The sequence below is a fragment of the Caballeronia udeis genome (assembly GCF_001544555.2).
Taxonomy (GTDB): domain Bacteria; phylum Pseudomonadota; class Gammaproteobacteria; order Burkholderiales; family Burkholderiaceae; genus Caballeronia; species Caballeronia udeis.
Genome location: NZ_FCOK02000067.1, coordinates 18,222 through 41,365, shown reverse-complemented (window position 1 = coordinate 41,365; position 23,144 = coordinate 18,222). Strand labels below are relative to the sequence as shown.

Here is a 23,144-nt window from a genome sequence, read left to right as displayed (position 1 = left end):
AGTCCATTTCGTAATCATTTGACATGCGGCCGGTTGTGAATGGGCCACTTGGGCAGCTTGATCTTTTTATACGGCAACGCAGACCAGTCGGGACTCGCGGAACCGGGCGCGCCAACGTAGATGATCTCGTGAGCAATGGTGGAAAACGATGCATGAAAATGCTGCGCCGACTTCACCACTACCATCTTCTTACTCGCCAGATCGCACTCGAGTTGCGTGAACAGATCGATGTTGAGCGCCTGCGCGCGGCGCGTGGACAGAACGATCTCAATGCCTTGCAATTCGACCAGCGCACAGTCGCCGAGCGGCGATGGCGTGCTTGCCTGACCGGTCATTGTCATGTCCGGGAACACGGCGCGCACCAGACACCGCCCATCGACCGGCGTGCCCGAGAGCGGCCCGATCTTGCCGCCGATCCGCAGATCAAGCGTAGCGCCGACGCCGGCATCCAAAGCGATGCTGACCGCAACCGGATCCCACAACGGTCCGAGCGCGGCATTACCAATGCGGCGCGCCAGCATGCGTTGAAGGATGAAGGTCGAGTCGCCGGCTGCGCCGCTGCCCGGATTGTCGGAGCGGTCCGCCAGCACGACTGGGCCGCCGGAAGATGCCAGCGCGCGGTCCAGCGCCGTGTCTATGTCGAGGTAACGCACGAGCAAGGCGTCGCGCAAGGTGATGACCTCATCGGCGAACCTCCTTGCAATGGTTTGCGCCGTGGGCGCATCGCCATCCGCATAGACCAGGACCTTGGTGCCCATGTCCTTGACGTCCCCGGTCGCGAAGCCCTGCACGATCGAGATAGACAACACGCCGTCGTGTCCCTCAAGCGCCTGGGCGCGATCCGTCAGCGAGCGGCCGGGTTCGCGCGTGGTATGAATCGGCACGACCATGCCGCAGTCCACCACTGCCGCCACCGGATCGATTTCGCCCAGCGCAGTGCGGTGACAGAGATCGGCCAGTTCAAGCGCCCGCTCCAGCACGTCGGTATGCGGGTACTCCTTGAACGTGATGAGCACGTTGGCATGGCCGACCATCGCTTCACTCAAGTGCGCATGCGGGTCCAGCTCCGCACCGATCACCGCGTCAGGGCCCACTATCTGCCGGACCTCGCGCAACAGATCGCCCTCGCAATCGTCGTAACCGTCAGCCACCATTGCACCATGCAGGCCGAGCAACACGATGTCGATGGGCAAGGCCGCGCGCAGATCAGCCAGCAGTTCGTCTCGCAAGGTCTCATACGCCAGGCGCGTGACCACGCCGCCGGGATTCGCCGATGCGACGAGCCCTTCACTGAGCGTCCAGCCATAGGTTGCGGCGCGTTGCCGTGCCGCCCACAAGGGACCGCCGAAGAAAGTCATTTCGTCGGGATGCTGCCCGGCCCGGAAATAACCGCGATCATGGAACGCGCCCAGGCCTGTGGGGATTGGCGCGAAGGTGTTTGTTTCCGTCGCGAGGCTGCCGGTAAACACACGCATTGGGGTCTCCTTTGGTGTTCAGGTTTGCAGGCTCGGCAGAGGCGGCTCGTTGGCCGGACTCCACGTCGACGCTACCAGCACCGCCAGGATCGCGGAAACCAGCAGCAGCCAGAACGCAGCAAAAAACGAACCGTCGAATGCGGCGATCAGCGTGCCCATTGCCAACGGCGCAATCGAGCCCGCAATCTGTCCGCCAAAATTCATCAGGCCCGTGGCGCTGCCGACCAGATGTTCGGGGAAGTGCCGCAGCGGCGCTGAAAAAACCGTCGCATAGACGAAATTGAACGCCAGCGAGAACAGCGTCCAGTAGATCAGCAGCAACGAGATCATGGTGGTCGTGATCATCAATGCAAGAAATACCGCGCTCATCAGCGCCCCCATCACAAGGAACAAACGTTCCTTGCTCTTGCCGTATTTGTCCAGCAACGCACCCACTACATTCGTGCCTGCAAATGCGATCAGGTTCGGCACAGTCACCGCCAGACTGATGTGAAGCAGATCGATGTGATAGGTCTTCATCAGGTACGACGGCATCCACGACTGTACGCCGACATATAACATGCTGGTGAAGAACCAGATGGCGGTCAGCTTCCACGCCATCCGGATGCGCAGCAGCGAGCGCCACAAATGCCGCGGCCGGTTCGCGACGCGCGCCCTCTGCTGCGCGACGCCGCCGCGCAGCGAAAGCCACAGGATCATCGCTACGAGCAAGCCCGCACCGGCAAGGATATGAAATGCCCCGCGCCAGCCGAGATGCACGACGGTAAGCGCGATCAGGCCGGATCCGGCGGCATTGCCCAGGAACGTGGTTGAAATCAGGAACGACTTGGCGCGCGCCCGCTCGGGCTTTGGAAATACCTCGGCGACCGTCACTGAACTGGCCGGCGAGAAGCTGCCCTCGCCCATGCCGAACATGAAACGGATCGCAAGGAGCGAACCGAACGACCACGCAAGGCTCGTCGCGCCGGTGAACACCGACCACATGACGATACATAACACCACGATAATCCTCGAGCCGAAGCGGTCCGAGAGCCAGCCGCCAGCGAGCTGCATGAATGCATAACTTATGTAGAACGCGCTTAGCAACATGCCGGCTTGCCGGGTATCGAGCGCGAATTCATGACTGATCGGAATGATCGCGGTGCTCATCAGGATCCGGTCCGCGTAGCCGACTGCCCACGCAAGGAACAGCCCCGACAGACACACCATTTTTTGCGACCGGGAAAACACGTACCCCGCAGACTCCATAAGCCCTCCACTTCACGTTAGCGCTACGACGCACTCGATACCCCCGGCGGCCGTTCGGCGCGCGGGACCGGCCTGCAGACCGAATATGAGGGCGCGTCCGGGCTGCGTCTAATGAAAATAAAATTCCAAAATATAACCCTGTGTTATAGGAGGCTTACAGAAGTCCAGGCAGCTCAGGCCGAGAACCGTGTTCCAAATGACCGGGCCGTATCGTAAGCTGCATGGCGATGTCAATCCAGGAGACTCAGGTGCGTTTGCGACATATAGAAATCTTCAGCGCGATCATGCTCACCGGCTCGACCAACGGCGCGGCCAAGCTCCTGCACATCTCGCAGCCCGCTGTCAGCAAGATGCTGCAGCACGCCGAGCAGTCCGCCGGCTTCGCGCTGTTCCTGCGCAGCAAGGGCAAGCTGGTGCCCACCCCCGAGGCGTTGCGCTTGCGCGAAGAACTCGGCCCGTTCGATGAACAACTGAAGCGCATCCGGCGGCTTGTCACGAGCCTTGCGCACGGCGCTGTCCGCCCGTTGCGGGTCGCCGCTACGCCCGCGCTTGCGCACCACGCGCTGCCGCAGGTCATGGCGCGCTGGTGCCGCGCGTTTCCTCAATCCAAGTGCGAGCTGAGCGTCGCGCACACCCGCGAGATCGAACACGCGCTGCTGCTTGACGAGATCGAGCTCGGGCTGACCATGCGGCCCGTCTCCCATCCCAATCTGGTTGCTACGCCGGTATGCGAAAGCTCGCTGTGCGCCATTGCGCCGGCCGGCTGGTGGCCTGACGCCCTGCTTGACCAGCCACTGACGGCAGACGATCTGGCGGGGCAACCGCTGATCACCATCGATCCGGATGACTACCTTGGGGCCATCCTCTCCGCGTGGCTCGCTGATGCTGCCGAACCGCCCGTCAGCAATCTGTCGGTGCAGACTTATCCGCTTGGAAAGTCGCTGGTGCAGCAGCGCATCGGCATTGCGATAGTCGACTCGTTCACGGCGAATTATCCCGAGCATCATCCGGACATCCAGATCCGGCCGATTGCGATCGATGAGACCTTGCAGGTTTATGCGGTGACCGAGCACTCGAGACCGCCGCCGCAAACAGCGGAGCGGCTCATCCAGTTCCTGCGTGACGATGCGCCGGGGCCATCGACCCGTGAGTTATCGCGGTCTTAGAGACGGCCCGCTTGGTCTCTATAACCGACGGCTATAGTACGAGCGCTGGTCGATATTGGACGCCGTTGGCGAGCTGCAGAACAATGTCCTCCAGCGCAACCAACCATCGACTATTCCATGCATGTGCTCGTACTCGGAGCAGGAGTCACCGGACTGGCGACCGCCTGGTATCTGCGGGAGGACGGCCACACCGTCACCGTCGTGGAACGCAATGAGGACGTTGCACTCGAATCCAGCTTTGCCAACGGCGGACAGCTTTCCTACAGTTATGTCGCCCCGCTCGCCGGGCCGGGGATACTGTCAAAGCTGCCTTCCTGGCTGTTGCGCGGTGACTCGCCGATCCGCTTTCGACCGCGTCTGGATCCCGACCAGTGGCGTTGGCTCGCGCAGTTTGTCGGCGCGTGTACGCAACGCCAAAGCGAGTTATCCACGCGGCGCCTGTTAGCCCTCTCGTTCCTGAGCCGTGACTTGATGCAGCAACTGCGGACCAGTGAACCAGGCTTGCACTTCAGCCACTCGAATGCCGGCAAGCTGGTGGTGCATCGCAAACGCGCCTCGTTCGACGCCGCGCTGCGCCTGCTCGATTACCAACGCTCGCTCGGTTGCGAACAGCAAGCCCTCGACACCCGTGAGTGTGTGGAGAAAGAACCCGCGCTGGCGCATCTCGCCGGGCAGTTGCAAGGCGGTATCTTCACGCCCAGCGAAGACAGCGGCGACTGCTACCAGTTTTGTGTCGGGATGAGCCGCCTGCTGCGGGCACGCGGCGTGGTATTTCGGCTCGGCACTAAGGTTACCGCCCTGCGTCGCGTGCAGGGCGGCGACCGGCGAGTCGAAGCATTGGCTGACGATCGCGCGATCGATGCCGATCAGATCGTGCTGGCAGCCGGCGCCGCCAGTGCGGCGCTGCTCAAGCCGCTAGGCCTGCGGGTTCCGCTTTATCCGTTGAAGGGATATAGCCTGACCATGCAGGTCGACCCGCGCGGCCACGCACCGCACATCAGCATCACGGACTTCGAACGCAAAATAGTCTATGCCCGTCTCGGCGACCGGCTGAGGGTCGCCGGCATGGCCGACGTCACCGGCCGCCGGGCCGATGTCGATCCGTCCCGCGTCGCCACGCTGCGCGCCGAATCGGCTGCGGCGTTTCCGGACGCCGGCAATTTCGATGAAGCAACGGTCTGGTGCGGCCTGCGCCCGGCCACGCCGCACGGCACACCAATCATCGGATCAACATGCTACGAGAATCTCTGGCTCAACCTTGGGCAAGGTGCACTGGGATTTACACTCGCGCTTGCAAGCGGCCGATCCATTGCCGACCTGATCGCAAAACACCTCCCGGCGGTACCGCTCGACGGTTTTACGCTGTAAGTAAAACCACGCCACGGCAAGCTAGAAAATCTTGCCGGGGTTCAGAATGCGCGCGGGGTCCAGCGCTTCCTTGATTGCACGCATTGACGCTACATCCGCCTCCGAACGCGTCAGGTACCACCCCGAAGGCAAAGCTGCTTACGAACCATCGCAAAGGGCTTACCCCATATTGCACTTTGTATCGTCCGGTTAGTTCGTCAGGTGTTAGATGCGTCGCGTAGAAGCCCACGTCGCGTTGACTTAACGTCTGCGGCAAGGGTCCGGACCGGTCTTGCAGCAGGAGCTGTCGTTATCGTTTGGTTACTCGCTGTAGCAAGTGCCGTTGGTCGAAGCTGATAAGTTCGGAACAGTGATGCCGTTCATGCGACGTATCGAGTGCGTGGACGAGTGCACCTCACCGGAACCGAAGGAGAAGCATGAAGAAGATTGCAGCTATGGCGGCCCTCGCGGCCGTGACATCGTTACTTGGCGGCTGCTGGTGGGGACCGCCACCGGGCGGCGGCGGTTGGGGCGGTCCCGGTGGACATGGTGGCCCAGGCGGTGGGGGTGGAGGTGGTCCGCAAGGCGCCGTTATCGTGCCACACACGACTTCTGTGACCTGAACATCCATCGCGGTCGGCGCTGCCCATTAGTGGGGCTTCGTCAGTTCACCTATGGTCAATGGTCCGGCGCCACCAGTGGCAAAGATCAAAGGGCCGCTCCATTAACCATACGCCTCGCGATCTACCGCGCCTTCGCTACCGGGCAACACCCTTGCGGTCCGACCAGCTCCCGACATACTTGACGAGCTCAGTCATGTCGCGAGACTTGCCGTCCTGCATTGCCGCGTAGTTCCATACCTGACGTGCGGTGTTGCCTAACCACATTGGAACGCCAAGCGCTTGACACTCTTCCACCGCGAGCCCGATGTCCTTGCATACGCTGCCGATCGGGAAGCCGAAATCGAACGTGCCCGGCAACACCTGCTTCGGGAATTTATCGAGCGTCGCGCCGTTCTTGCCGCTGCCCGCGTTGAACACCGACATCATCACTTCCGGGTCGAGCCCGCCCTTCACTCCCGCCACGAAAGCTTCCGAAGTGATCGCAAACGCCGTTGACGAAAGCATGTTGTTCAGCAGCTTGAGTAATTGCGCCTGCCCTGCCTTCTCCCCTACGATGAACACCTTCCCGAAGATATCGAATAGTTCGCGTACCTGAGCAATAGCCTCCGGTTTACCCGCGGCCATGACGGCGAGCGTGCCTTTTTGCGCGCCCGCCGCACCGCCGCTGATGGGGGCATCAACGGTTTCGATGCCTCTTTCAAGCAGTCCGGCCGCCACTTCCTGTTCCGTGCGCGAGCCCACGGTGGACAGGTCGACCAGGATCCTGATCGTCTTGCCGAACGCCAATCCGTCCGCGCCCAATGCGACGTCCTTGAAGATAGCGGGGGTGGGAAGGCTCGTGAAAACAACCTGCGCGCTATCTGCCACTTCACGCGCACTGCTCGCCACCTGTGCGCCGATCGCCGATAACTCCGCGAGCGCCTCCTCGTTGCGATCGTAGATCACCAGGGAATGACCGTGCTCGATCAGCCGGCGTGCCATGGGACGCCCCATGACGCCGACACCCACAAAACCCAACTTCATTTGTTCCGACATGATGTTTCCTCGACAGTGTTGAATGGTGTGCTTGCCGCATGTGTTCGCTTATGGATTCATGGACAGGCGAGGCGCATTGGCAAGGACGCATCGGGAGCGATTTCCAGCGCCCATAGCGCGTCGATCAAAGGGCTTGCCCTGCAAGAGGACCCGCCGTATTCGGCCAGATCCCTGAGCTTGTCTTCCAGGTCGGTGTCCGCGAGCGGCGCTTGCAGGCTGCCGCGCGCTGCATCGATACGGCGCGACATCGTCTCGCCCGAGCGCAACACGATCGTCACCTGCGCAGCCTCGACGGAATACGCAGGGTCATCGACGAAATCAAGGCGGCTGGCAAAGGCCCGCAAGAGTGGATCAGCCACCGCTGCATCGGTGAATTCGGCGAGGCCAGCGCGGCCTCTGGCAAGCGCAACCGCTACGCTGTGTTGCGCACTGACCTGTGCTTCGCGCCCAAGCGTGATGTTCGGCCGGTCCGTTCGTGCACGCAGCAGAGGGTGCCCACTGAGCGTGACCTGTTCGACATTGGGGAAAGAAAACCCCGGAGCCGCCGATAACTCCAGGCACGCCTCGATGACTGGATTGAGTACAACCCCGCATGGGTAAGGCTTGTACGTGTTCGATAACAGCGCCCATTCGCGGCCGAGCGTGGCGAATGCGGAGTCGACATCGGCGTCGGTGGCATCGCTCATCACGCGCAGGAAGCCGCGCTCGCCTTCAATGGGCCGTTCGGGTCCTGCAAAGCCTTCTTGTGCGAGCAACGCCGAGAGCAGCCCGTTACCGGCCGCATTGCCCACGCTGATGCTCTTCGACATGCTGCCCAGCGTTTCAACCAGCCCGGACGATTGCGCCGATGCATTGCCGAATGCCCAGGCGATGTGAGAGGCATCAAGATTCAGGGCCTTCGAAATGGCCGCCGCCGCGCCGAACACGCCGCAGGTGGAGGTGATGTGCCAGCCGCGCTGATAGTGCCCGGGCGACACCGCGTTGCCCAGCCGGCACTCGATTTCCACGCCGAGTACAAACGCAAGCAGCCACTGCTTGCCGCTCAACGGCAACTTCTCCGCAAGCGCGAACAACGGCGCGGCCACCGGCGCGGTCGGGTGAATGATGGTGGGCAAATGCGTATCGTCGAAATCGAAGACGTTCGCGCTCATTGCGTTCAGCGCGGCCGCATTCAGGATGTCGGTCTTCTCTTCCCGTCCGATGAGCCCCGCTTCACGCCCCGAACTGAAACGGCCGTACACGCTCACGGCTTTACTGATGCCCGGGTCCGAACAACCTGCGAGCGCCACGGCAAAGTAATTCACCAGCGCACGCTTCGCTTCATGGCGCACCTTCGGCGGAATGTCTTCCCACTGCGTCTGCGCGACGAACGCGGCCAGCGTACGCGTGATGTCTTTCATGAACGTCTCCCTCCGTATCACGATGCGTTCAGCCAGCGAGCCAGCCGCCTTCCATCGGCATCATGGCCCCCGTTATCTGACTACCCGCGTCCGAGCACAGGAACACGACAAGATCCGCGACATGCGCGGCGCTGACGAATTCGCCGGTGGGCTGCTTGCCTGTGAGGAACTGCTTGACGGCGTCAATGTGGCCAAGACCTTTCTCCTCCATCAACTGCTCAATGCGACTTTCGATATTCGGCGTCTTCACAGTCCCCGGGCAGATCGCATTACAGGTAATTCCGTCATGGACCGTCTCCACCGCAACGGCGCGTGTCAATCCGAGCAACGCTGTCTTGGTCGTCACATAGTCCACGCGGTTCGGCGTGGCTCGTGATCCGTACACCGACGTCATGTTGAAGATGCGACCCCAGCCACGCGCGCGCATGTCGGGCAAGAGCAACTGGATGGCAAGAAATGCGGCTGTCAGGTTGACGGCCAGTGCCTGGTTCCAGCGGTCTGCGGGAAAATCCTCGATCGACGCAAAGTGCCGGACAACCGCGTTATTGATCAATATATGGATGCCGCCCATGCGTTCGCATGCCGTGTTCACCAGCGTCGAAACCGCGCCAGGGTCGGACAGGTCCGCTTGAACATAGGCAGCCTTGACACCGTAATCCTGCTCGATCCGGGCCAGGGATTCACGCACGCTCTCCGGCGCTTCGAGTCCATGCAGCACGACGTTGCAACCCGAGCGGGCAAGACCTTCAGCCATCGCCAATCCCAATCCGTTTGACGACCCGGTGACCAGCGCAGACTTTCCTTTCATGAAAAGTAATCCTAATGAAATGAGAAAATGCCGGCCTGAGATTGGAGACGACAACCCGGGCGCGAACGCCCGAGCCATGCCTATTCGCTCGCGGTCTCGTCCAGCATCCGCATGGCTGCCTTCTCTGCATTCGCCACATGCAAGCGCGCGGCAGTCTCGGCGGCCGGCGCGTCTCGCGCCTTCAGCGCCTTGAACAGCTTGTCGATTTCCTTGAGACTCGAAGGCAACCGGTCGGGATGCATCAGCGAGGTCGCGCGAAGCAGGTTCACCCGCGAATAAAGACTGGTCAGGATCTCTTTCACCAGAGCGTTCCCGCAATTATCGAGCAACACGTCATACAGATCCGTCTTCGCGGCCAGCACGCCAGCCTGATCCCCCGTCACGGCCTTCGCCTTCAGCGCCTTCGCGGCTTCGCCAAACTGCGCTATGGCGGCGTCACTCGCTACCCGCGCAAACTCCCCCGCTGCAAACCCCTCGAGCAGACCGCGTATGGCGTACAACTCCGACGCCTCGCTCTTCGAAATGACCGCGACCATGGGTCCTTTGTGCGGCACGCTGCTGACCAGCTTCTCGGCTTCGAGCCGGCGCAATGCTTCCCGAATCGATGTGCGGCTCACGCCAAGTGTCTCGCACAACTCGCGTTCCACCAGCCGTGCTCCCGGTGCGAAACGCCCGGACATGATGGCCTGGCGAAGGACAGTCTCGACCTGATGCCGTAATGTTTCCGGTCGTATCAAATCCATATCGGATGCCATGATTGTATTCCCGTCGGACGATTTATCAGTGACCCATGATACGCGAAGTTCCGGCTGAAACCGCCATTGCGCAAGGCTCTGCATGGCCGGGAGTTACCCGGACGTCACCTGGACGTTACCCGGGCGTTCCGGGTTCGAACTCGTCCAGCGCAGCCAACAGGATAGGCGCGGCGAGTACAGCGCCGTGTATCCCGATGGTGCTTACAATCTCCAGCACTTCCATGATCTCCTCGGCCGTCGCGCCGTAACGAAGCGCATTGCGCATGTGCAGTTTCAGGCCCGGCATATAGAGGTGGGTTGCGGCGGCATCGAAGGCGCAGTACATGAACTCCTTGACCTTGGGTTCCAGTACGCCCTCGCGCCACGGCACGGAGGAAAACGCCACGTAGGTTTCGAACAGATCGGGATCGAGTTCAAGGAAACCTTCCCACGACGAATGCCAGTACCCCCGGTTCTCAACGAAACTTTCCTTCAGCGCGGCACGACGGGAATCGAGCGGTGCCGGACCCTGGCGTTTGCCCTCTTCTTCGAGCACCTCGATCAGCACGGGCACCCCAACGTTCGCAGCATGAATGCCCACGGTGCTCGCAAGCTGGATCACTTCTACCAATTCCGCACGCGTAGCACCCGCGCGAAGTGCAGCCTTGATGTGCTGCGCCACCCCCGGCGCATAGAGGTGAGTCGCAGCCGCGCAGGCAGTGATTGCGACAAACGCTTTCACCTTGTCGTCCAGATGATTTTTCTTAGACGGCACCGCCGAGAACGCCAGATACGCCTCGAAGAAGCTTGCGTCGAGGCGTAGCAGACTCTCCCAGTCATCGCTCCATGTGCCGTGCACGTGCATGAACGCATCCTTCGCCTGCTGCTGCCGCTGCGTCAGGGAAACGGTCATGGCTCTAGCCCACCGCGTTCCGGTATACCGCTTCCGCGACCTCTTCTTCCCACATTGTCTTTCCGAGCGAGGTCGCCGTATGAACCATGTAACTGTCACGTCCGGCTCCGTGCCAATGACGTTCATTGGCGGGAATCCACACCACGTCGCCGGTGCGGATCGCCTGCGGCTCACCGCCATCGACGCATACGAAACCGCTGCCCGACGTCACCTGCAGGATCTGCCCCTGCTCATGTGTATGCCAGAAGGTACGCGCGCCCGGAGAGAAAAATACGTTCGCGATGGTGACCTTGTCGGTCATCGGCATGATCGAATCTGCCCACACGACACCACTGAACGTAGCCGAGCGTTGCTCGGATACCGCACCTTCGGCCCTGCCGCGAAACACTTTCATTACTGTTCTCCCGTTGAAGAGTTCCTGGTGTCCTTGAGGCGTACGCCACCCGACACGTCACCGATCGCATCCACCACGCGGTTGCTGATCACATCGCCGTAACCCAGCGCCGTTGCCAGCCCGAAACTCGCGAGGGGCCCGGATGAATTCAGCGAAGACACTCCAAGCTCGCGCACGCGGTCGATATAAAGCACGACGTCCTTCGTCATCAACTTGCTCGTCAGGCCGCCCTCCAGGTAGTCGCCATCGACAATCTTCGGAAAGCGGTTCTGCGTGGCGAAGTTCACACCGCTGCTGCTGTTGAGCACGTCGAGCAGCCGGTGCAGATCAAGCCCGGCCTTCTTGCCCGCGACCATCACCTCGGCGGTGGCAGACAGACTCACCGCGTTCAGGAAGTTGTTGAGCAGCTTGGTCGTATGGCCCGCGCCGCTCCCGCCCATGGTGATGACCTTTGTCGCGATCGGCTTGAAGACCCACTGGATTGCGTCGATGGCTGCGGCGTCGCCGCCGACCATCAGCGTGAGCGTGCCTTTTTCCGCCGCGGCCGCACCGCCGGAAATGCCTGCATCGATGTACTGCACGCCGCGCTGCTTGAACAACGCGTTGAGCCGGATAGTGGAACTCGCGGCGGCCGTGCTCAGATCGATCACCGTCTGTCCTTCGCGGCACGAGGCAAGAATGCCGTCCGCGCCCTCCACTACCGCCTCGACCACCTTGCTGTCCGGCAGCGACAGCAGCACGACATCCGCTAACCGGGTCACTTCCGCGATCGATGCAGCCGCTCGCGCGCCGGCTGCGAGCGCGCGTTCTGGTGTGGCGTCGAAGCCCAGCACTTCAATGCCCGCCTCGACCAGGCGCCGGGTCATACGCCCGCCCATGTTGCCCAAACCGATGAAGCCAATGCGTTGCGTGTTCATGAGTGTCTGCCGTAGGTTCAAAAGTCGACGTGCTTCGTTTCCGGTCCCATCAGCGCGCCGATCGTACCGATCACGCCACCAATGCATAGCAGGACCACCGGCGTGAGCCGCAGCGGCATGAACGCACCCAGCCAGTTCATATAAAACGCATAGAACGAAGGGATGATCACCGAGAGGCTGAAGCCCACGCCAAAGCCGGTGGCGCGAACATCGGTCACGAAGCGCTCGTTGATGTAGGTCACGATCACGCCCCACGGCGAGGTGACCAGCACCGAGAGCAGCATGACCAGCAGAATGATGACCGGCAACGACAGGCCGTCCACGTTGGAAAGCACATAGAGAATGACGGCGCCGACCGTCGCGATCAACGGACCCGCCACCACGAAGAAAGTCCGTCGGCCGATTTTCTGTCCGAGCATCCCAGAGCCGATATAGCTGAAAAACAGCACGAAATAGGACAGCAGCAAAGTAAGTGACATCTGGAACCCGGACAGGTGCAGCGTGTGCACAAGCAGGCCCGTCGGCATGAAGATCGTGATGATGTTCTGCGTGAGCCAGAAGCCCGACATCATCAGCAGGACCTGCAGCAGGTTACGTCCGCTCTTGCCCCGAAGGAGGTCGGAAAGCGGCAGCTTCTCGGGCTTCTTTTCGCCGGTCTCGCTCTCCCAGATTTCCGATTCGGAGACTTTATGAACGTAGTACAGCGCGAGAACGCCCGCCAATACCGCACCAATAACAAACGGAATACGCCAGCCCCACTGTACGTACGGCGAGTGCAGGCCGTTGAGCGGGAACACAGCGAACATCAGCATGGCGACCAGGTTGATCGTCACATAGGCTGCCGGGAAACCGGCAATGATCAGTCCCCCGACAAAGCCGCGCTGCTCCTTCTTCGAATATTCGATGGCAAGTGGCATTGCGCCGGTGTAGCCGCCGCCGAGGAAAATGCCATCGATAAACCGTAGTATCACGAGCAGCCAGTAGGAGCCGATACCCAGCGTTTCGTAGCCGGGCAGCACCGCGATCAGCAGCGTGACGACGCCAAACCCGGAGACCGAAAGAATCGACGCCCGGCGACGCCCCACCCGGTCCGCGACCATGCCGAAGAGCAGCGCGCCGATCGGCCGGCCCAGCAAGGTGGTGATGAAAACGAGGGACGCAAGGATCGCCTCCGTGCCGGCCGCGAGATGCGGCGGCTGGAAGAAGAACAGCACCGGAGCAAGCACGACGACCGGCAGGTAAATGTCGAACATGTCGATGAATTCGGAGAAAAACGCGCCCTTGATCGCGTTCCGACGCTTCTCATCGATGGACTGCCCGGTCGCCGCCCTTGCGGCGCCATGTGTCGTGACTGCTTCCATGCTCGTCTCCATTGATCTGGTATTGCATCGCTCACGGATGCATTTTTGAATTCAAGGCCCGGGAATGCAGGACCTCAGCCCTTGACGGTGTCGGCCTCGTAAGCCCTGATTGCGTCGGTCGCAACCCGGAAAGCCGCGAGCGCGAGGGGAGCGCCGCAATACACGGCAGCCTGCATCAGCACTGCGCGGATCTCCTCCTTCGTGACGCCGTTTTTTAGCGCGCCCTTGACGTGCACGGACAGCTCGTGATGCTGGCTCATGGCGGTCAGCATGCCGATGTTGAGCATGCTTCGCGTCTTGAACGTCAAGGTCGGATCACCCCAGATCTCGCCCCATGCGTATTCGGTGACAAGCTTCTGCATCGGCCGGTTGAAGTCGTCGGCATTCGCCCAGGACTTCTCGACATGCGACGCGCCGAGCACTTCCTTGCGGTTCTCGAAGCCCTTGTCAAAACGTGCGTTGTCTTCCATTGCTTGTGGTCCTCTCGTGTTACGTAATTTCCGGGAGCGTCAGTCTTGACCGTAGCCGACCATTGCCTTGATTTCGAGGTATTCGCGCAGGCCCGCTTCGCCCCATTCACGGCCATTTCCCGAGCGTTTGTAGCCGCCGAAAGGCGCGTTGAAATCGGGTGCGGGATAGTTCAGGTGGACGCCGCCCGCGCGGAGCTGACGGCCGATGGTCCGGGCACGCTCAATATCGGCGGACTGTACGTACGCCGCCAGACCGTAGTCCGTTCCATTAGCGATCCTGATAGCTTCGTCTTCGGTGTCATAGCCCATGATGGATAGCACCGGTCCAAAGATCTCTTCACGCGCGATGGTCATGCCGGGCGTGACGTCCGCAAAGATTGTGGGCTTGACGTAGTAACCCTTCGATAACCCGTCCGGCCGCCCCGTTCCTCCGGTAACGAGCCGCGCGCCTTCATCAATACCCTTCTGGATCAGTACCTGCACCCGCTCGAACTGGTTGCGATTGACCAGCGGTCCGAGTTGCGTGGTCTCGCTGTCCGTTGCCCCTACGACGTAGCCCAACGCCGCCGCTTTTGCGATCTGTGCAGCGTCGTTCATCATGTGGCGCGGCACGAGCATGCGGGTGGGGATGGAACAGGATTGTCCGGAATTGGTGAAGCATGCGGCCACACCGCGCGTGACCGCGTCGTCCAGGTTCACGTCGTCGAGCAGGATGTTCGCGGACTTGCCGCCCAGTTCCTGCGCCACGCGCTTGACCGTTTCCGCCGCCATCTGTGCGACCAGAATGCCCGCACGTGTCGAGCCGGTGAACGACACCATGTCGATATCCGGATGCGACGCAATCGCCGCGCCCACGCCCGGTCCGTCGCCGTTCACGACGTTCAAAACGCCTGGCGGAACCCCGGCTTCGTGCGCCACCTCGGCAAACAGCAGCGCGCTCAGCGACGAATACTCGCTCGGCTTGAGCACCATCGTGCAACCCGCAGCCAGTGCCGGCGCAATCTTCACTACGATCTGGTTGATTGGCCAGTTCCACGGCGTGATAAGTCCGCAAACACCCACAGGTTCGAGGCGCACGCGCGTGGTCCCGCGCTGTTCCTCGAACTCGAAATTCTCGAGCACGCCGATCAGTGCATTCAGGTGTGCCCGACCGCGCGCCGCCTGCCCCTTGCGTGCAAACGCGATCGGCGCGCCCATCTCGATGCGCATCGCTTCGGCGAATTCATCGTAGCGCCGCTCATAGACCTGCACAATCCGGCGGAGCAAGTCGATGCGCTCCTGCACCGAAGTCGCCGAGTAAGCGGCAAATGCCTTGCGAGCCGCGGCTACCGCGCGATCGACATCGGCCGCATTTCCCAACGCCAGCCGATCAATCGTGCTTTCGGTCGCCGGGTCGATCAGGTCGAACCAGGCCGGCGAGACCGGATCGGTCCATTGTCCATCGATATAAAACTGTGCCGCGCGAGACATGTGCATCCTCTCTATTTGCGGGGTTGTTCGTCGACTATTCGTCGCCTATTCGTCGTTCACGAGCAACCGGTACATCTCGGTGTGATCCGTCGCGGGCGTCGAGCGTTGCGACACCTCGTCCCAGACCGCGGTGCATGTCATGCCAAGCTTCATGGGATAGCCCACTGCTTCGGACAACGCCCGCGCGATCTTCAGGTCCTTGTTCATCAACTGCAGCGCAAAGCCGGATGCATACGAGCCCGACAGCATGAACTGCTTGACCTTGTTTTCTGAGGTATTACTGCGTCCAGTCGATGCATTCAGCACGTCCGTCATGGAGGCCGGGTCGATACCGAAACGCTCGGCAATATGCAGCGCTTCCACCGTTGCCATAAGGCCTGCCGCCGAGACGTAATTGTTCAGCGCCTTCGCCGCGTGCCCCGACCCCGCCGTGCCGATATGCAGGACACTCTTTCCCATGGCGTCGAGCACGGGCTTGCAGATAGCCAACACGTCGGCGTCGCCACCGGCGAGGATGGCGAGCGTGCCCTCCTTGGCCTTCTTCACCCCGCCCGAAACGGGTGCATCGAGATAGTCGAGTTCCATCTTCTCAAGCGTCGCGCCGAGCTTGCGCGAGCGTTCCGGCTCCGATGAACTCATGTCGATCACAACCGCACCCTTGGGCAAGAGACGCGCCCACGCCTTAGCGTCGCCATCGAGCAGCACGCTCTCCACAATCGCCGAATTCGGCAGCATGGTGATCAGTACATCAAGCGACGCGGCGTTGTCGGCGGCGAGCCGCGTGGCACCGACTTCATTCGTCAGCGCATCCGCGCGGGACACGTCGGCATCGGCGAGAAAGAGTTCGAAGCCGGCCTTCGCCAGGCACTGCACCATGGGCGCGCCCATCATTCCCAGCCCGATAAAACCAATGCGTTGCGGTCGCGTCATCTGTCCCGCCTCCGTGATAGAGCTCAACACTGACAGGCGGCGATTCCTCGCCGCATCCATGCAATAAGTCTATGCGATTGTATGACAATCAGTCGATAGACAATTAATACGGGTTTTCCCGATCTTACTTCAATGCCGAGAAAGCTGTCGGCGTAAGGAACACGTTCTCTATCCGCTCGACAATCATCTTCTCCGCCTCACTCGCGGCGCGCTTGGCGATCCACTCCGCATCGGCCTGGAACGCGTTCCACTTGGTCTCGCGTTCGGCGAGGCTCTCCCACTTCAACAGGTAGGTAAGCGCGTGATTGCTGGGCCCGATCAGCGTGGTCCAAAAGCCGATCTGTTCGATGCCATATTTTTCGAAAAAGCCCAGCGTCGTGGTGCTAAAGCGTTCCTGAAGGGCAGGCAGACGGCCCGGCAGGCAGTGATAAACGCGCATCTCTACAATCATGGTGTTGTTCTCCGTCAGGTAAGGATCAAGGTAAGGGGCGATCAACGCGGCGCCACATCCAGGCGCGCGATCCAGCCTTCCGTTTTGTGGTCGTGCGGCGCATAGACCCTGAGAACTTCGGGGTCGTGGCCCGGCACGACATGATCGGGAGAGTCCGCGAGGTGCATGACGGTCCTGAAGCCCTCAAGCATGTCGCCGACGTTGTAGACGATCGGGTACGGCCGGTTCTCGCGTATGTTTGCGTAGAAGTGAGAGGCGTCGGAGGCGAGCACGACCCAGCCGCGCTCCGTGTGAACGCGCACGACCTGCAAGCCATTCGAATGACCGCCGACCCAGTGCACGCTCAAGCCAGGCGTGAGTTGCGAATCGCCGTCGTGGAACTGCACGCGACCCTCGAACACCCGGCCGACCATCGCCTTCACGTCTTCCGGCTCGAAGGGATGGCTCAGCGCGTGGTGACACATGCAGCGGCCCGTGCAATAGGCCATCTCCTTGTCCTGCACGTGATACCGCGCCTTCGGAAAGAGCGAGCGGTTACCCGCGTGGTCGTAATGCATATGCGTCAGGATGACGTCATCCACTGACTCCGGCCGGATGCCGATCTGCTTCAGACCGGCTTCGACCGGGTGGGTAATGGTCCGTCCGCGCTGTTGCGCCATGCTGTTGTCGAACCCCGTATCCACGATGAATGCGCGCGACTCGCCGACGACCGCCCACACGAAATAATCGAGCGGCATGGGGACATCGTGCGAATCGCCGCCAATGAAGTTCTCCGTGGAACGGCGCGCGTGGTGCGCGTACTTCACTGCGAAGATGCGATAGTTTTCGGGCGTTGGCATGAACGGGTATTCCTTTCTTTGCAGGTTGCTTGGGAACGGCGGCTGAGTGGCGACTATTCGAGTGCGCTGGCCGGGCTCGCGTCGTGGATCAGCGCGGCAAGCACCGATCCGGCAATGTAAATGTCGAACGAATCAAGGAACATGCCAGCCGCAACTAGGCCGAGCAGCCGCCCGTGAAAGCGCGAGAGCGGCAACCGGTCGAGACGATACCCAATACTTGCTTCGGCTAGCATCGACATGTATCTCCTGGATTTTCCTGCGAAAGCAGCCTGTTTTTTGGATACAGGTTTTGAACTTATTATATGTCGATCATACAATCCGTCAAGAAGGTGATCCGTGACGACGGCCGGATAGGAGGACAGGAAAGTACGCTCGATCTTGTTATGCGCGGGCTTTCAGCCGGCCGCACGCGGCAGGTGACCGAACCACACCATAAGCGTTTCTTCTCACGCGAGACTAAAACCGTCTTGGCTTAAAGTTTCCTTCGCTTCTACTGTTATGGGTAATCCCACAGCCGATGCAAGGAATTCCGTGAGTACTTCCCGAATCGCCGCTCGAGTGCGGCGCATCAAACCGTCTCCGAGCACATCCGCGGCAGACCGCGCCAACGAGTTGCGTCGCCAGGGCAAGTCGATCGTCAATCTCGTGGTCGGTGAACCCGATTTCGATACCCCGAAACATATTCGTGAGGCCGCCGCTGCCGCCATGGACCGCGGCGACACCCGATACACGCTGATGGCCGGCAAGCTTGAACTTCGCGAGGCTATCGTGGCGAAGCTGGCCCGCGAAAATGGGCTGTCCTACGCGCCGAACGAGATCATTGTCACGAATGGCGCGAAAAGCGCGATCTATAGCGCGTTTTCCATCACGCTCGAACCGGGCGATGAAGTCATCGTGCCGGCGCCCTATTGGGTGTCGTACCCCGACATGGTGCTTGCCTGCGACGGAACGCCGGTAACGGTCGCCTGCCCGGAAGAAAACGGCTTCAAGATCACCCCGTCGCAACTCGAGGCCGCGATCACGCCGCGCACCCGCTGGCTATTGATCAACTCGCCGAGCAACCCGACCGGAGCCAGCTACACGCTGGCCGAGTACCGCGGGTTAGCCGATGTGCTCGCTGCCCATCCTGATGTGCTCGTCATGACGGACGATATCTATGAGCACTTGCGCTACGACGGCCAAAGCACGCCCCACTTCCTGCAGGCCGCACCGGAACTGCGCGACCGGACGCTCGCAATCAACGGGGTGTCGAAGACTTATGCCATGACAGGCTGGCGGATTGGTTACGTGGCAGGCCCGCGCGACCTGATCGTCGCACTGGATACGCTGCTGTCCCAGTCCTCGGGAAACTGCTGCTCGATCAGCCAGGCGGCTGCGACGGCCGCGCTCAATGGCGACCAAAGCTTCGTGACTGAAAGTACCGCGATCTATAAAAAACGGCGTGACGTGACACTCGAAATGATCAACGCCATTCCGGGCTTGCGCTGCCGTCAGCCCGATGGCGCTTTCTATCTCTACATCAATTGTGCAGGGTTGCTGGGCAAGAGCACCCCTGACGGCAAGGTGATTGCCAATGACACTGACGTGGTGATGTATCTGCTCGACAGTGCCGGTGTAGCTGTCGTCGCAGGCGTGGCTTATGGCCTGTCCCCCTACTTCCGCCTTTCGATCGCGACGTCGCTCGATGTCCTCGAGGAAGGCTGCCGCCGTATCGCCACGGCGGTCAAGGCACTGGTTTAAGCGACGCTCCCGCAACCATTAATCGTTTTTGTCGATCCATGTCCACTTATAAAGCCATTCGCAAGAATCCCTCCGCACCTCAGGCCGATGCCGCGATCCTCGCGTCATTGCACGACATTCCCGTGTCGGCATTGAGCGACAACATGCATCGCAATATCGGCACGGTGGGTCTTTCGCCCTACCATCGGCCGGTCGCTCCGACCATGGCCGGAACAGCCGTCACCGTGCGCTCCCGTGGAGGCGACAACCTGACGTATTTGCGCGCCCTCGAGTTTTGCCGAGCAGGCGACGTGCTGGTCATTGACGCGGGCGGCGACCTCAACAACGCTGTCATCGGCGGCATTCTCACGTTCTATGCTGCAAGCATTGGCATGGCGGGTATCGTGATCGACGGCGCGATCCGCGATGTAGCCGAAATCCGCAGCCGCGAGTTTCCCGTCTATGCACGGGGCGTTACGCACCGTGGCCCCTATAAGGACGGTCCGGGCGAGATCAATGTGCCGGTCTCGGTCGGCGGCATGGTGGTGAATCCGGGCGATATCGTGGTCGGCGATCAGGACGGTGTGCTGGCGATTCCTCAGGAAGACGCAGCAACCGTGATCGAGAAAGCGCACGCGGTGCTGGCGGCTGAAGCACGCACCATGCAAGCCATGAGAGAGGGCAAGTGGGACCGCGCGTTTATCGATGTGCTAGAGGAGCGGTGCAACAACTAAGGCAATCGTAAGAAAGACAAAAAGCGCGTTGTGGATCTTGTGACCACAACGCGCTTTTGTCGCTTTTGTCTTCAGCAAAGCGCATTCGTTAAAGCGTTGCCGTCACGCCGCCATCGACATAAAGAATGTGCCCGTTGACGAAGTTCGAGGCCGCACTGGTAAGGAATATTGCCGCCCCCACCAGATCCTCGACATCCCCCCAGCGCCGCGATGGCGTGCGTCCGATGAGCCACGCGCTAAACGTCTCGTTGTTCACGAGCGCCTCGGTCAACTCGGTCTTGAAGTAGCCTGGTCCAAGCCCGTTCACCTGAATGCCATGTTTGCCCCAGTCGATCGCCATGCCCTTGGTCAACATTTTCACCGCGCCTTTTGTCGCGGTATAGGCGGCGATATCCGGGCGTCCCAGTTCGCTTTGAACCGAGCAGATATTGACGATCTTGCCCGCGCCACGCGTGATCATGAAGCGCGCGACCGCTTGCCCGACCAGGAATACGCTGTCCACGTTCGTCTTCATCAACTCCTGCCACTGCTCGTGCGAAAACTGGTCCAGAGGCGCGCGACGCTGCATCCCCGCGTTATTGACAAGAATGTCGATGGGTCCGTGCTCACGTTCGATCCTCTCGATCGCCGCCGATACCTCCGACGGGGACGTCACGTCGAAACTCGATGCATCGGCAGTCAAACCTTCACCGCGCAAACGCTCCACCGCTTCGGCAAGGCGCGCTTCATTGCGGCCGTTCAAGATAACCTGTGCGCCGGCGCCGGCAAGTCCGCGCGAGAGCGCAAAGCCAATTCCGGTACTCGACCCGGTGACGAGCGCCCGCTTACCCGACAAATCAAACATCTTGAGCATCTGATTCAAAATATCTCCTGGTGATTCGTCTATCTTCACGTGTGTTCGCGAGCGCAATCCCCGACATTTTTGCCGTGGCCGGGAGCGTCGAGCCATGCCGATATCTGGCCCAGTTGCAACTCCGTCACATCGGACGCGAGGACCGTCAGGACGTTCGATTCACCCTCCGGCGACTCAAGCGCCTTGAACTGGTCGGCAACCAACGCGGGCGGGAATTCATGCGCCGTCCGGGCAATCACGCGTTGCATCGCAATGCCTGGAGCCACGTCGAGAAAGACAAACTTGAGGTTCTCGACACGCCGCCGCAAGCTCTCGCGGTAACTCCGTTTCAATGCGGAACAGGAAAGGACGACCGAGTCCTTCTCGTCCGCCATTTTAGCGCCAAGCAGTTCAAGCCAGGGCTCACGGTCGGCATCGCCAAGTCCAATGCCGTTGCGCATTTTCTCGCGGCTGCTCGCCAAATGATGTTCGTCTCCTTCGATGAAACGCACATCGAGCACACGCGCGAGGGCTCGTCCGAGGGTCGATTTCCCCGAACCCGATACGCCCATCACAACAATTTTATGCTTCATGTCATGCACTTCACACGGCACGCTCAGGACACTGGCGTGAACTTGAGCTGGTCGATGGGCGTCACCTTGTCGGTACGCGAAAGACCGTAGGGCGTTTTCGGCCCGAGCCACTTGTTGAAGATCGCGTTCATTTCGCCGCTCGTTTCAAGCGACATCAGCGCTTTGTTCACCGCGCCAAGCATGGCGGGTTCGTTCTGGCGCAAGCCAACCGCAATCGGTTCGATCAACATGGGCTCGGCAGCAATAGCGACAGCGCCATCAGACCCTTCGACCTGCTTTGCGATCTTGATCGCGGTCATCTGGTTGGTGACGAAGCCCTTCACCTTGCCTTGCTGCAGCGCCAGGAACGCGGAACTCGTGTCGTGGAAGGTCACCGCCTGGCCATCCTTGATGGAGAGCGGGATCGATTGCGCTGACGTCGAGCCATCGGCTGCGCTGATCTTTTGTCCGGAGAAATCGGCGAGCTTTTTCCCGGCATCGGCCTTCTTGACGACCAGCACTTCCTTGGTCGAATAGTATGCGTCGCTGAATGACACCTGCGTAGCGCGGGTCTTGGTGTAGGCGAGGTTCGCCACCACCATGTCCACGCGGCCGAGTTTCAGTTGCGGAATGCGCGCTTCAACGGCCAGCGGTTCCAGACTTACCTTGACGCCAAGCTGCTTTGCGATGGCGGTGCAGATATCCACATCCATGCCTTCGAGCTGACGCGTCTGCGCGTTCGGATACGAGAACGGTTCCACATTGGAATACACACCGCAACTCAAGGTACCGTGCGCCTTGATATCGGACAATTGGTCCGCCTGGGCAGGCGCGACGCACGCGACCCACCCCGTAAACGCCAGCATGCCCGCTAATCCTGCTTTTGAACGCATCGAAAAACTCCTGACCTGGATTGAGTTGAGAAGAACCTGGCTTTGAAACCGTACTGGGAGCGCATCAGCCAACGGGTGTCAGTGCGTGCGCAAGTCCGACAAGAATCTCTGGGCCCGCTCATGCTGCGGATGCAGGAAGAACGCTTCCGGCTCAGCGGTCTCTATGATCTTTCCTGCGTCCATGAACCACACGCGGTCCGCCACTTCGCGGGCGAAGCCCATTTCATGGGTCACGCACATCATCGTCATGCCGTCCTGCGCGAGGCTCTTCATGACGCTGAGCACTTCACCCACCATCTCGGGATCCAGCGCGCTGGTGGGTTCGTCGAAGAGCATGGCCGGCGGGTCCATTGCAAGCGCACGCGCAATTGCCACGCGCTGCTGCTGGCCGCCGGACAATTGCCCCGGGAACGCCAGGGCCTTGTTGGCCAGTCCCACGCGCGACAACAGGTCTGCCGCCTTGCGTTCGGCTGCGGCTCGCTTCATGCCGCGTACGCGCATGGGAGAGAGCGTGATGTTGTCGAGCACCGAAAGATGCGGGAACAGGTTGAACTGCTGAAACACGAACCCGATCTTGCTTCGAAACGCATTCAGGCCGATCTTCTTTTCGTGGATATTCTGGTTGTCGAACGAGATATTGCCCTGGTCGATTTCTTCAAGACGGTTGACCGTGCGAATCAGGGTGGATTTGCCCGAACCGGAGGGTCCGCATACCACCACGACCTCGCCCTTGCGGACCTCGGCGTTGACATCGACGAGCGCGTGATATTCGCCATACCACTTGTTCACGCCGGAAAATTTGATCATGTCGGA

25 protein-coding genes and 1 pseudogene are annotated in these 23,144 nt (G+C 60.8%); 5 read left to right on the top strand and 21 right to left on the bottom strand.

All coding sequences use genetic code 11. The features are described 5' to 3' along the window. Positions 1-14 precede the first annotated feature (14 nt). A complete protein-coding gene (locus tag AWB69_RS33910; protein ID WP_062091188.1) occupies positions 15-1,475 on the bottom strand; it encodes a M81 family metallopeptidase in 1,461 nt (486 codons plus the stop codon). An 18-nt stretch (positions 1,476-1,493) separates the two neighbouring features. Further along, a complete protein-coding gene (locus tag AWB69_RS33905; protein WP_062091187.1) occupies positions 1,494-2,723 on the bottom strand; it encodes an MFS transporter in 1,230 nt (409 codons plus the stop codon). A gap of 248 nt (positions 2,724-2,971) precedes the next feature. Here AWB69_RS33905 and AWB69_RS33900 point away from each other — a divergent pair, with 248 nt between their 5' ends. Continuing rightward, on the top strand, positions 2,972-3,889 hold the full coding sequence (locus AWB69_RS33900; protein WP_062091186.1) for a LysR family transcriptional regulator: 918 nt from the start codon (positions 2,972-2,974) through the stop codon (positions 3,887-3,889). Between the two features lie 117 nt (positions 3,890-4,006). Then, positions 4,007-5,257, top strand: a complete 1,251-nt coding sequence (locus AWB69_RS33895; protein ID WP_062091185.1) for a D-amino acid dehydrogenase — start codon at positions 4,007-4,009, stop codon at positions 5,255-5,257. A 21-nt stretch (positions 5,258-5,278) separates the two neighbouring features. On the opposite strand, the gene AWB69_RS47260 is transcribed toward AWB69_RS33895, so the two are convergent. Continuing rightward, the gene (locus AWB69_RS47260) at positions 5,279-5,389 is read right to left on the bottom strand and encodes an FAD-linked oxidase C-terminal domain-containing protein (RefSeq protein ID WP_082913705.1); all 111 of its coding nucleotides are present in this window, start codon (positions 5,387-5,389) and stop codon (positions 5,279-5,281) included. A 284-nt stretch (positions 5,390-5,673) separates the two neighbouring features. Here AWB69_RS47260 and AWB69_RS46275 point away from each other — a divergent pair, with 284 nt between their 5' ends. Beyond that, positions 5,674-5,859, top strand: a complete 186-nt coding sequence (locus tag AWB69_RS46275; RefSeq protein WP_075644041.1) for a hypothetical protein — start codon at positions 5,674-5,676, stop codon at positions 5,857-5,859. A 135-nt stretch (positions 5,860-5,994) separates the two neighbouring features. Here AWB69_RS46275 and AWB69_RS33890 read toward each other — a convergent pair whose 3' ends face one another. From AWB69_RS33890 to AWB69_RS33825, 14 genes and pseudogenes are all read right to left on the bottom strand, one after another. Next, the gene (locus tag AWB69_RS33890; protein WP_062091184.1) at positions 5,995-6,894 is read right to left on the bottom strand and encodes an NAD(P)-dependent oxidoreductase; all 900 of its coding nucleotides are present in this window, start codon (positions 6,892-6,894) and stop codon (positions 5,995-5,997) included. 56 nt (positions 6,895-6,950) lie between these two features. Then, complete coding sequence (locus AWB69_RS33885; RefSeq protein ID WP_062091183.1) at positions 6,951-8,294, bottom strand: MmgE/PrpD family protein; 1,344 nt, start codon at positions 8,292-8,294, stop codon at positions 6,951-6,953. Between the two features lie 28 nt (positions 8,295-8,322). Continuing rightward, entirely contained in the window at positions 8,323-9,102 is a 780-nt protein-coding gene (locus tag AWB69_RS33880) for an SDR family oxidoreductase (protein ID WP_062091182.1), read from the bottom strand. Between the two features lie 80 nt (positions 9,103-9,182). After that, positions 9,183-9,857 carry a GntR family transcriptional regulator gene (locus AWB69_RS33875; protein WP_062091181.1) on the bottom strand — a complete coding sequence of 225 codons (675 nt, stop codon included), beginning with the start codon at positions 9,855-9,857 and terminating at the stop codon, positions 9,183-9,185. 115 nt (positions 9,858-9,972) lie between these two features. Next, the gene (locus AWB69_RS33870; protein ID WP_062091180.1) at positions 9,973-10,749 is read right to left on the bottom strand and encodes a carboxymuconolactone decarboxylase family protein; all 777 of its coding nucleotides are present in this window, start codon (positions 10,747-10,749) and stop codon (positions 9,973-9,975) included. Between the two features lie 4 nt (positions 10,750-10,753). Further along, positions 10,754-11,143, bottom strand: a complete 390-nt coding sequence (locus AWB69_RS33865; protein WP_062091179.1) for a cupin domain-containing protein — start codon at positions 11,141-11,143, stop codon at positions 10,754-10,756. Continuing rightward, the gene (locus AWB69_RS33860; RefSeq protein WP_082913704.1) at positions 11,143-12,147 is read right to left on the bottom strand and encodes an NAD(P)-dependent oxidoreductase; all 1,005 of its coding nucleotides are present in this window, start codon (positions 12,145-12,147) and stop codon (positions 11,143-11,145) included. Before AWB69_RS33860 ends, AWB69_RS33865 begins: the two co-directional genes overlap by 1 nt. Beyond that, positions 12,078-13,421 carry an MFS transporter gene (locus AWB69_RS33855; protein WP_062091177.1) on the bottom strand — a complete coding sequence of 448 codons (1,344 nt, stop codon included), beginning with the start codon at positions 13,419-13,421 and terminating at the stop codon, positions 12,078-12,080. Before AWB69_RS33855 ends, AWB69_RS33860 begins: the two co-directional genes overlap by 70 nt. A gap of 74 nt (positions 13,422-13,495) precedes the next feature. Next, a complete protein-coding gene (locus AWB69_RS33850; protein ID WP_062091176.1) occupies positions 13,496-13,891 on the bottom strand; it encodes a carboxymuconolactone decarboxylase family protein in 396 nt (131 codons plus the stop codon). A 39-nt stretch (positions 13,892-13,930) separates the two neighbouring features. Then, positions 13,931-15,361: an aldehyde dehydrogenase family protein gene (locus AWB69_RS33845; RefSeq protein WP_062091175.1), complete on the bottom strand. Its 1,431-nt coding sequence runs from the start codon at positions 15,359-15,361 to the stop codon at positions 13,931-13,933. 45 nt (positions 15,362-15,406) lie between these two features. Further along, a complete protein-coding gene (locus AWB69_RS33840) occupies positions 15,407-16,291 on the bottom strand; it encodes an NAD(P)-dependent oxidoreductase (protein WP_062091174.1) in 885 nt (294 codons plus the stop codon). A 124-nt stretch (positions 16,292-16,415) separates the two neighbouring features. Continuing rightward, positions 16,416-16,742, bottom strand: a complete 327-nt coding sequence (locus AWB69_RS33835; RefSeq protein ID WP_062091197.1) for an NIPSNAP family protein — start codon at positions 16,740-16,742, stop codon at positions 16,416-16,418. A 41-nt stretch (positions 16,743-16,783) separates the two neighbouring features. Next, the gene (locus AWB69_RS33830; RefSeq protein ID WP_062091173.1) at positions 16,784-17,581 is read right to left on the bottom strand and encodes an N-acyl homoserine lactonase family protein; all 798 of its coding nucleotides are present in this window, start codon (positions 17,579-17,581) and stop codon (positions 16,784-16,786) included. A gap of 83 nt (positions 17,582-17,664) precedes the next feature. Then, positions 17,665-17,814 (bottom strand): annotated as a pseudogene (locus AWB69_RS33825) (MFS transporter); the annotation flags it as partial. Positions 17,815-18,112: 298 nt separating this feature from the next. Between AWB69_RS33825 and AWB69_RS33820 the strand changes: the two are divergent. Beyond that, complete coding sequence (locus tag AWB69_RS33820) at positions 18,113-19,321, top strand: aspartate transaminase (RefSeq protein WP_062091171.1); 1,209 nt, start codon at positions 18,113-18,115, stop codon at positions 19,319-19,321. 38 nt (positions 19,322-19,359) lie between these two features. Then, complete coding sequence (locus AWB69_RS33815; RefSeq protein WP_062091170.1) at positions 19,360-20,034, top strand: RraA family protein; 675 nt, start codon at positions 19,360-19,362, stop codon at positions 20,032-20,034. Between the two features lie 88 nt (positions 20,035-20,122). Here AWB69_RS33815 and AWB69_RS33810 read toward each other — a convergent pair whose 3' ends face one another. The 4 genes from AWB69_RS33810 to AWB69_RS33795 form a co-directional block, all read right to left on the bottom strand. Then, a complete protein-coding gene (locus AWB69_RS33810) occupies positions 20,123-20,887 on the bottom strand; it encodes a glucose 1-dehydrogenase (RefSeq protein WP_062091169.1) in 765 nt (254 codons plus the stop codon). A 35-nt stretch (positions 20,888-20,922) separates the two neighbouring features. Next, entirely contained in the window at positions 20,923-21,459 is a 537-nt protein-coding gene (locus AWB69_RS33805) for a gluconokinase (protein WP_062091168.1), read from the bottom strand. 23 nt (positions 21,460-21,482) lie between these two features. Then, positions 21,483-22,331, bottom strand: coding sequence for a transporter substrate-binding domain-containing protein (locus AWB69_RS33800; protein WP_062091167.1), 849 nt, complete (start codon positions 22,329-22,331; stop codon positions 21,483-21,485). A gap of 78 nt (positions 22,332-22,409) precedes the next feature. Then, entirely contained in the window at positions 22,410-23,138 is a 729-nt protein-coding gene (locus AWB69_RS33795; RefSeq protein WP_062091166.1) for an amino acid ABC transporter ATP-binding protein, read from the bottom strand. Positions 23,139-23,144: the final 6 nt, after the last annotated feature.

What these genes read in the sequence shown, in the direction of transcription:
- AWB69_RS33910 (WP_062091188.1), bottom strand. Translation starts at nt 1,475, where the DNA reads ATGCGTGTGTTTACCGGCAGCCTCGCGACGGAAACAAACACCTTCGCG.
- AWB69_RS33905 (WP_062091187.1), bottom strand. Translation starts at nt 2,723, where the DNA reads ATGGAGTCTGCGGGGTACGTGTTTTCCCGGTCGCAAAAAATGGTGTGT.
- AWB69_RS33895 (WP_062091185.1), top strand. Translation starts at nt 4,007, where the DNA reads ATGCATGTGCTCGTACTCGGAGCAGGAGTCACCGGACTGGCGACCGCC.
- AWB69_RS46275 (WP_075644041.1), top strand. Translation starts at nt 5,674, where the DNA reads ATGAAGAAGATTGCAGCTATGGCGGCCCTCGCGGCCGTGACATCGTTA.
- AWB69_RS33890 (WP_062091184.1), bottom strand. Translation starts at nt 6,894, where the DNA reads ATGTCGGAACAAATGAAGTTGGGTTTTGTGGGTGTCGGCGTCATGGGG.
- AWB69_RS33885 (WP_062091183.1), bottom strand. Translation starts at nt 8,294, where the DNA reads ATGAAAGACATCACGCGTACGCTGGCCGCGTTCGTCGCGCAGACGCAG.
- AWB69_RS33880 (WP_062091182.1), bottom strand. Translation starts at nt 9,102, where the DNA reads ATGAAAGGAAAGTCTGCGCTGGTCACCGGGTCGTCAAACGGATTGGGA.
- AWB69_RS33875 (WP_062091181.1), bottom strand. Translation starts at nt 9,857, where the DNA reads ATGGCATCCGATATGGATTTGATACGACCGGAAACATTACGGCATCAG.
- AWB69_RS33870 (WP_062091180.1), bottom strand. Translation starts at nt 10,749, where the DNA reads ATGACCGTTTCCCTGACGCAGCGGCAGCAGCAGGCGAAGGATGCGTTC.
- AWB69_RS33865 (WP_062091179.1), bottom strand. Translation starts at nt 11,143, where the DNA reads ATGAAAGTGTTTCGCGGCAGGGCCGAAGGTGCGGTATCCGAGCAACGC.
- AWB69_RS33860 (WP_082913704.1), bottom strand. Translation starts at nt 12,147, where the DNA reads ATGCATTGGTGGCGTGATCGGTACGATCGGCGCGCTGATGGGACCGGA.
- AWB69_RS33855 (WP_062091177.1), bottom strand. Translation starts at nt 13,421, where the DNA reads ATGGAAGCAGTCACGACACATGGCGCCGCAAGGGCGGCGACCGGGCAG.
- AWB69_RS33850 (WP_062091176.1), bottom strand. Translation starts at nt 13,891, where the DNA reads ATGGAAGACAACGCACGTTTTGACAAGGGCTTCGAGAACCGCAAGGAA.
- AWB69_RS33845 (WP_062091175.1), bottom strand. Translation starts at nt 15,361, where the DNA reads ATGTCTCGCGCGGCACAGTTTTATATCGATGGACAATGGACCGATCCG.
- AWB69_RS33840 (WP_062091174.1), bottom strand. Translation starts at nt 16,291, where the DNA reads ATGACGCGACCGCAACGCATTGGTTTTATCGGGCTGGGAATGATGGGC.
- AWB69_RS33835 (WP_062091197.1), bottom strand. Translation starts at nt 16,742, where the DNA reads ATGATTGTAGAGATGCGCGTTTATCACTGCCTGCCGGGCCGTCTGCCT.
- AWB69_RS33830 (WP_062091173.1), bottom strand. Translation starts at nt 17,581, where the DNA reads ATGCCAACGCCCGAAAACTATCGCATCTTCGCAGTGAAGTACGCGCAC.
- AWB69_RS33815 (WP_062091170.1), top strand. Translation starts at nt 19,360, where the DNA reads ATGTCCACTTATAAAGCCATTCGCAAGAATCCCTCCGCACCTCAGGCC.
- AWB69_RS33810 (WP_062091169.1), bottom strand. Translation starts at nt 20,887, where the DNA reads ATGCTCAAGATGTTTGATTTGTCGGGTAAGCGGGCGCTCGTCACCGGG.
- AWB69_RS33805 (WP_062091168.1), bottom strand. Translation starts at nt 21,459, where the DNA reads ATGAAGCATAAAATTGTTGTGATGGGCGTATCGGGTTCGGGGAAATCG.
- AWB69_RS33800 (WP_062091167.1), bottom strand. Translation starts at nt 22,331, where the DNA reads ATGCGTTCAAAAGCAGGATTAGCGGGCATGCTGGCGTTTACGGGGTGG.
- AWB69_RS33795 (WP_062091166.1), bottom strand. Translation starts at nt 23,138, where the DNA reads ATGATCAAATTTTCCGGCGTGAACAAGTGGTATGGCGAATATCACGCG.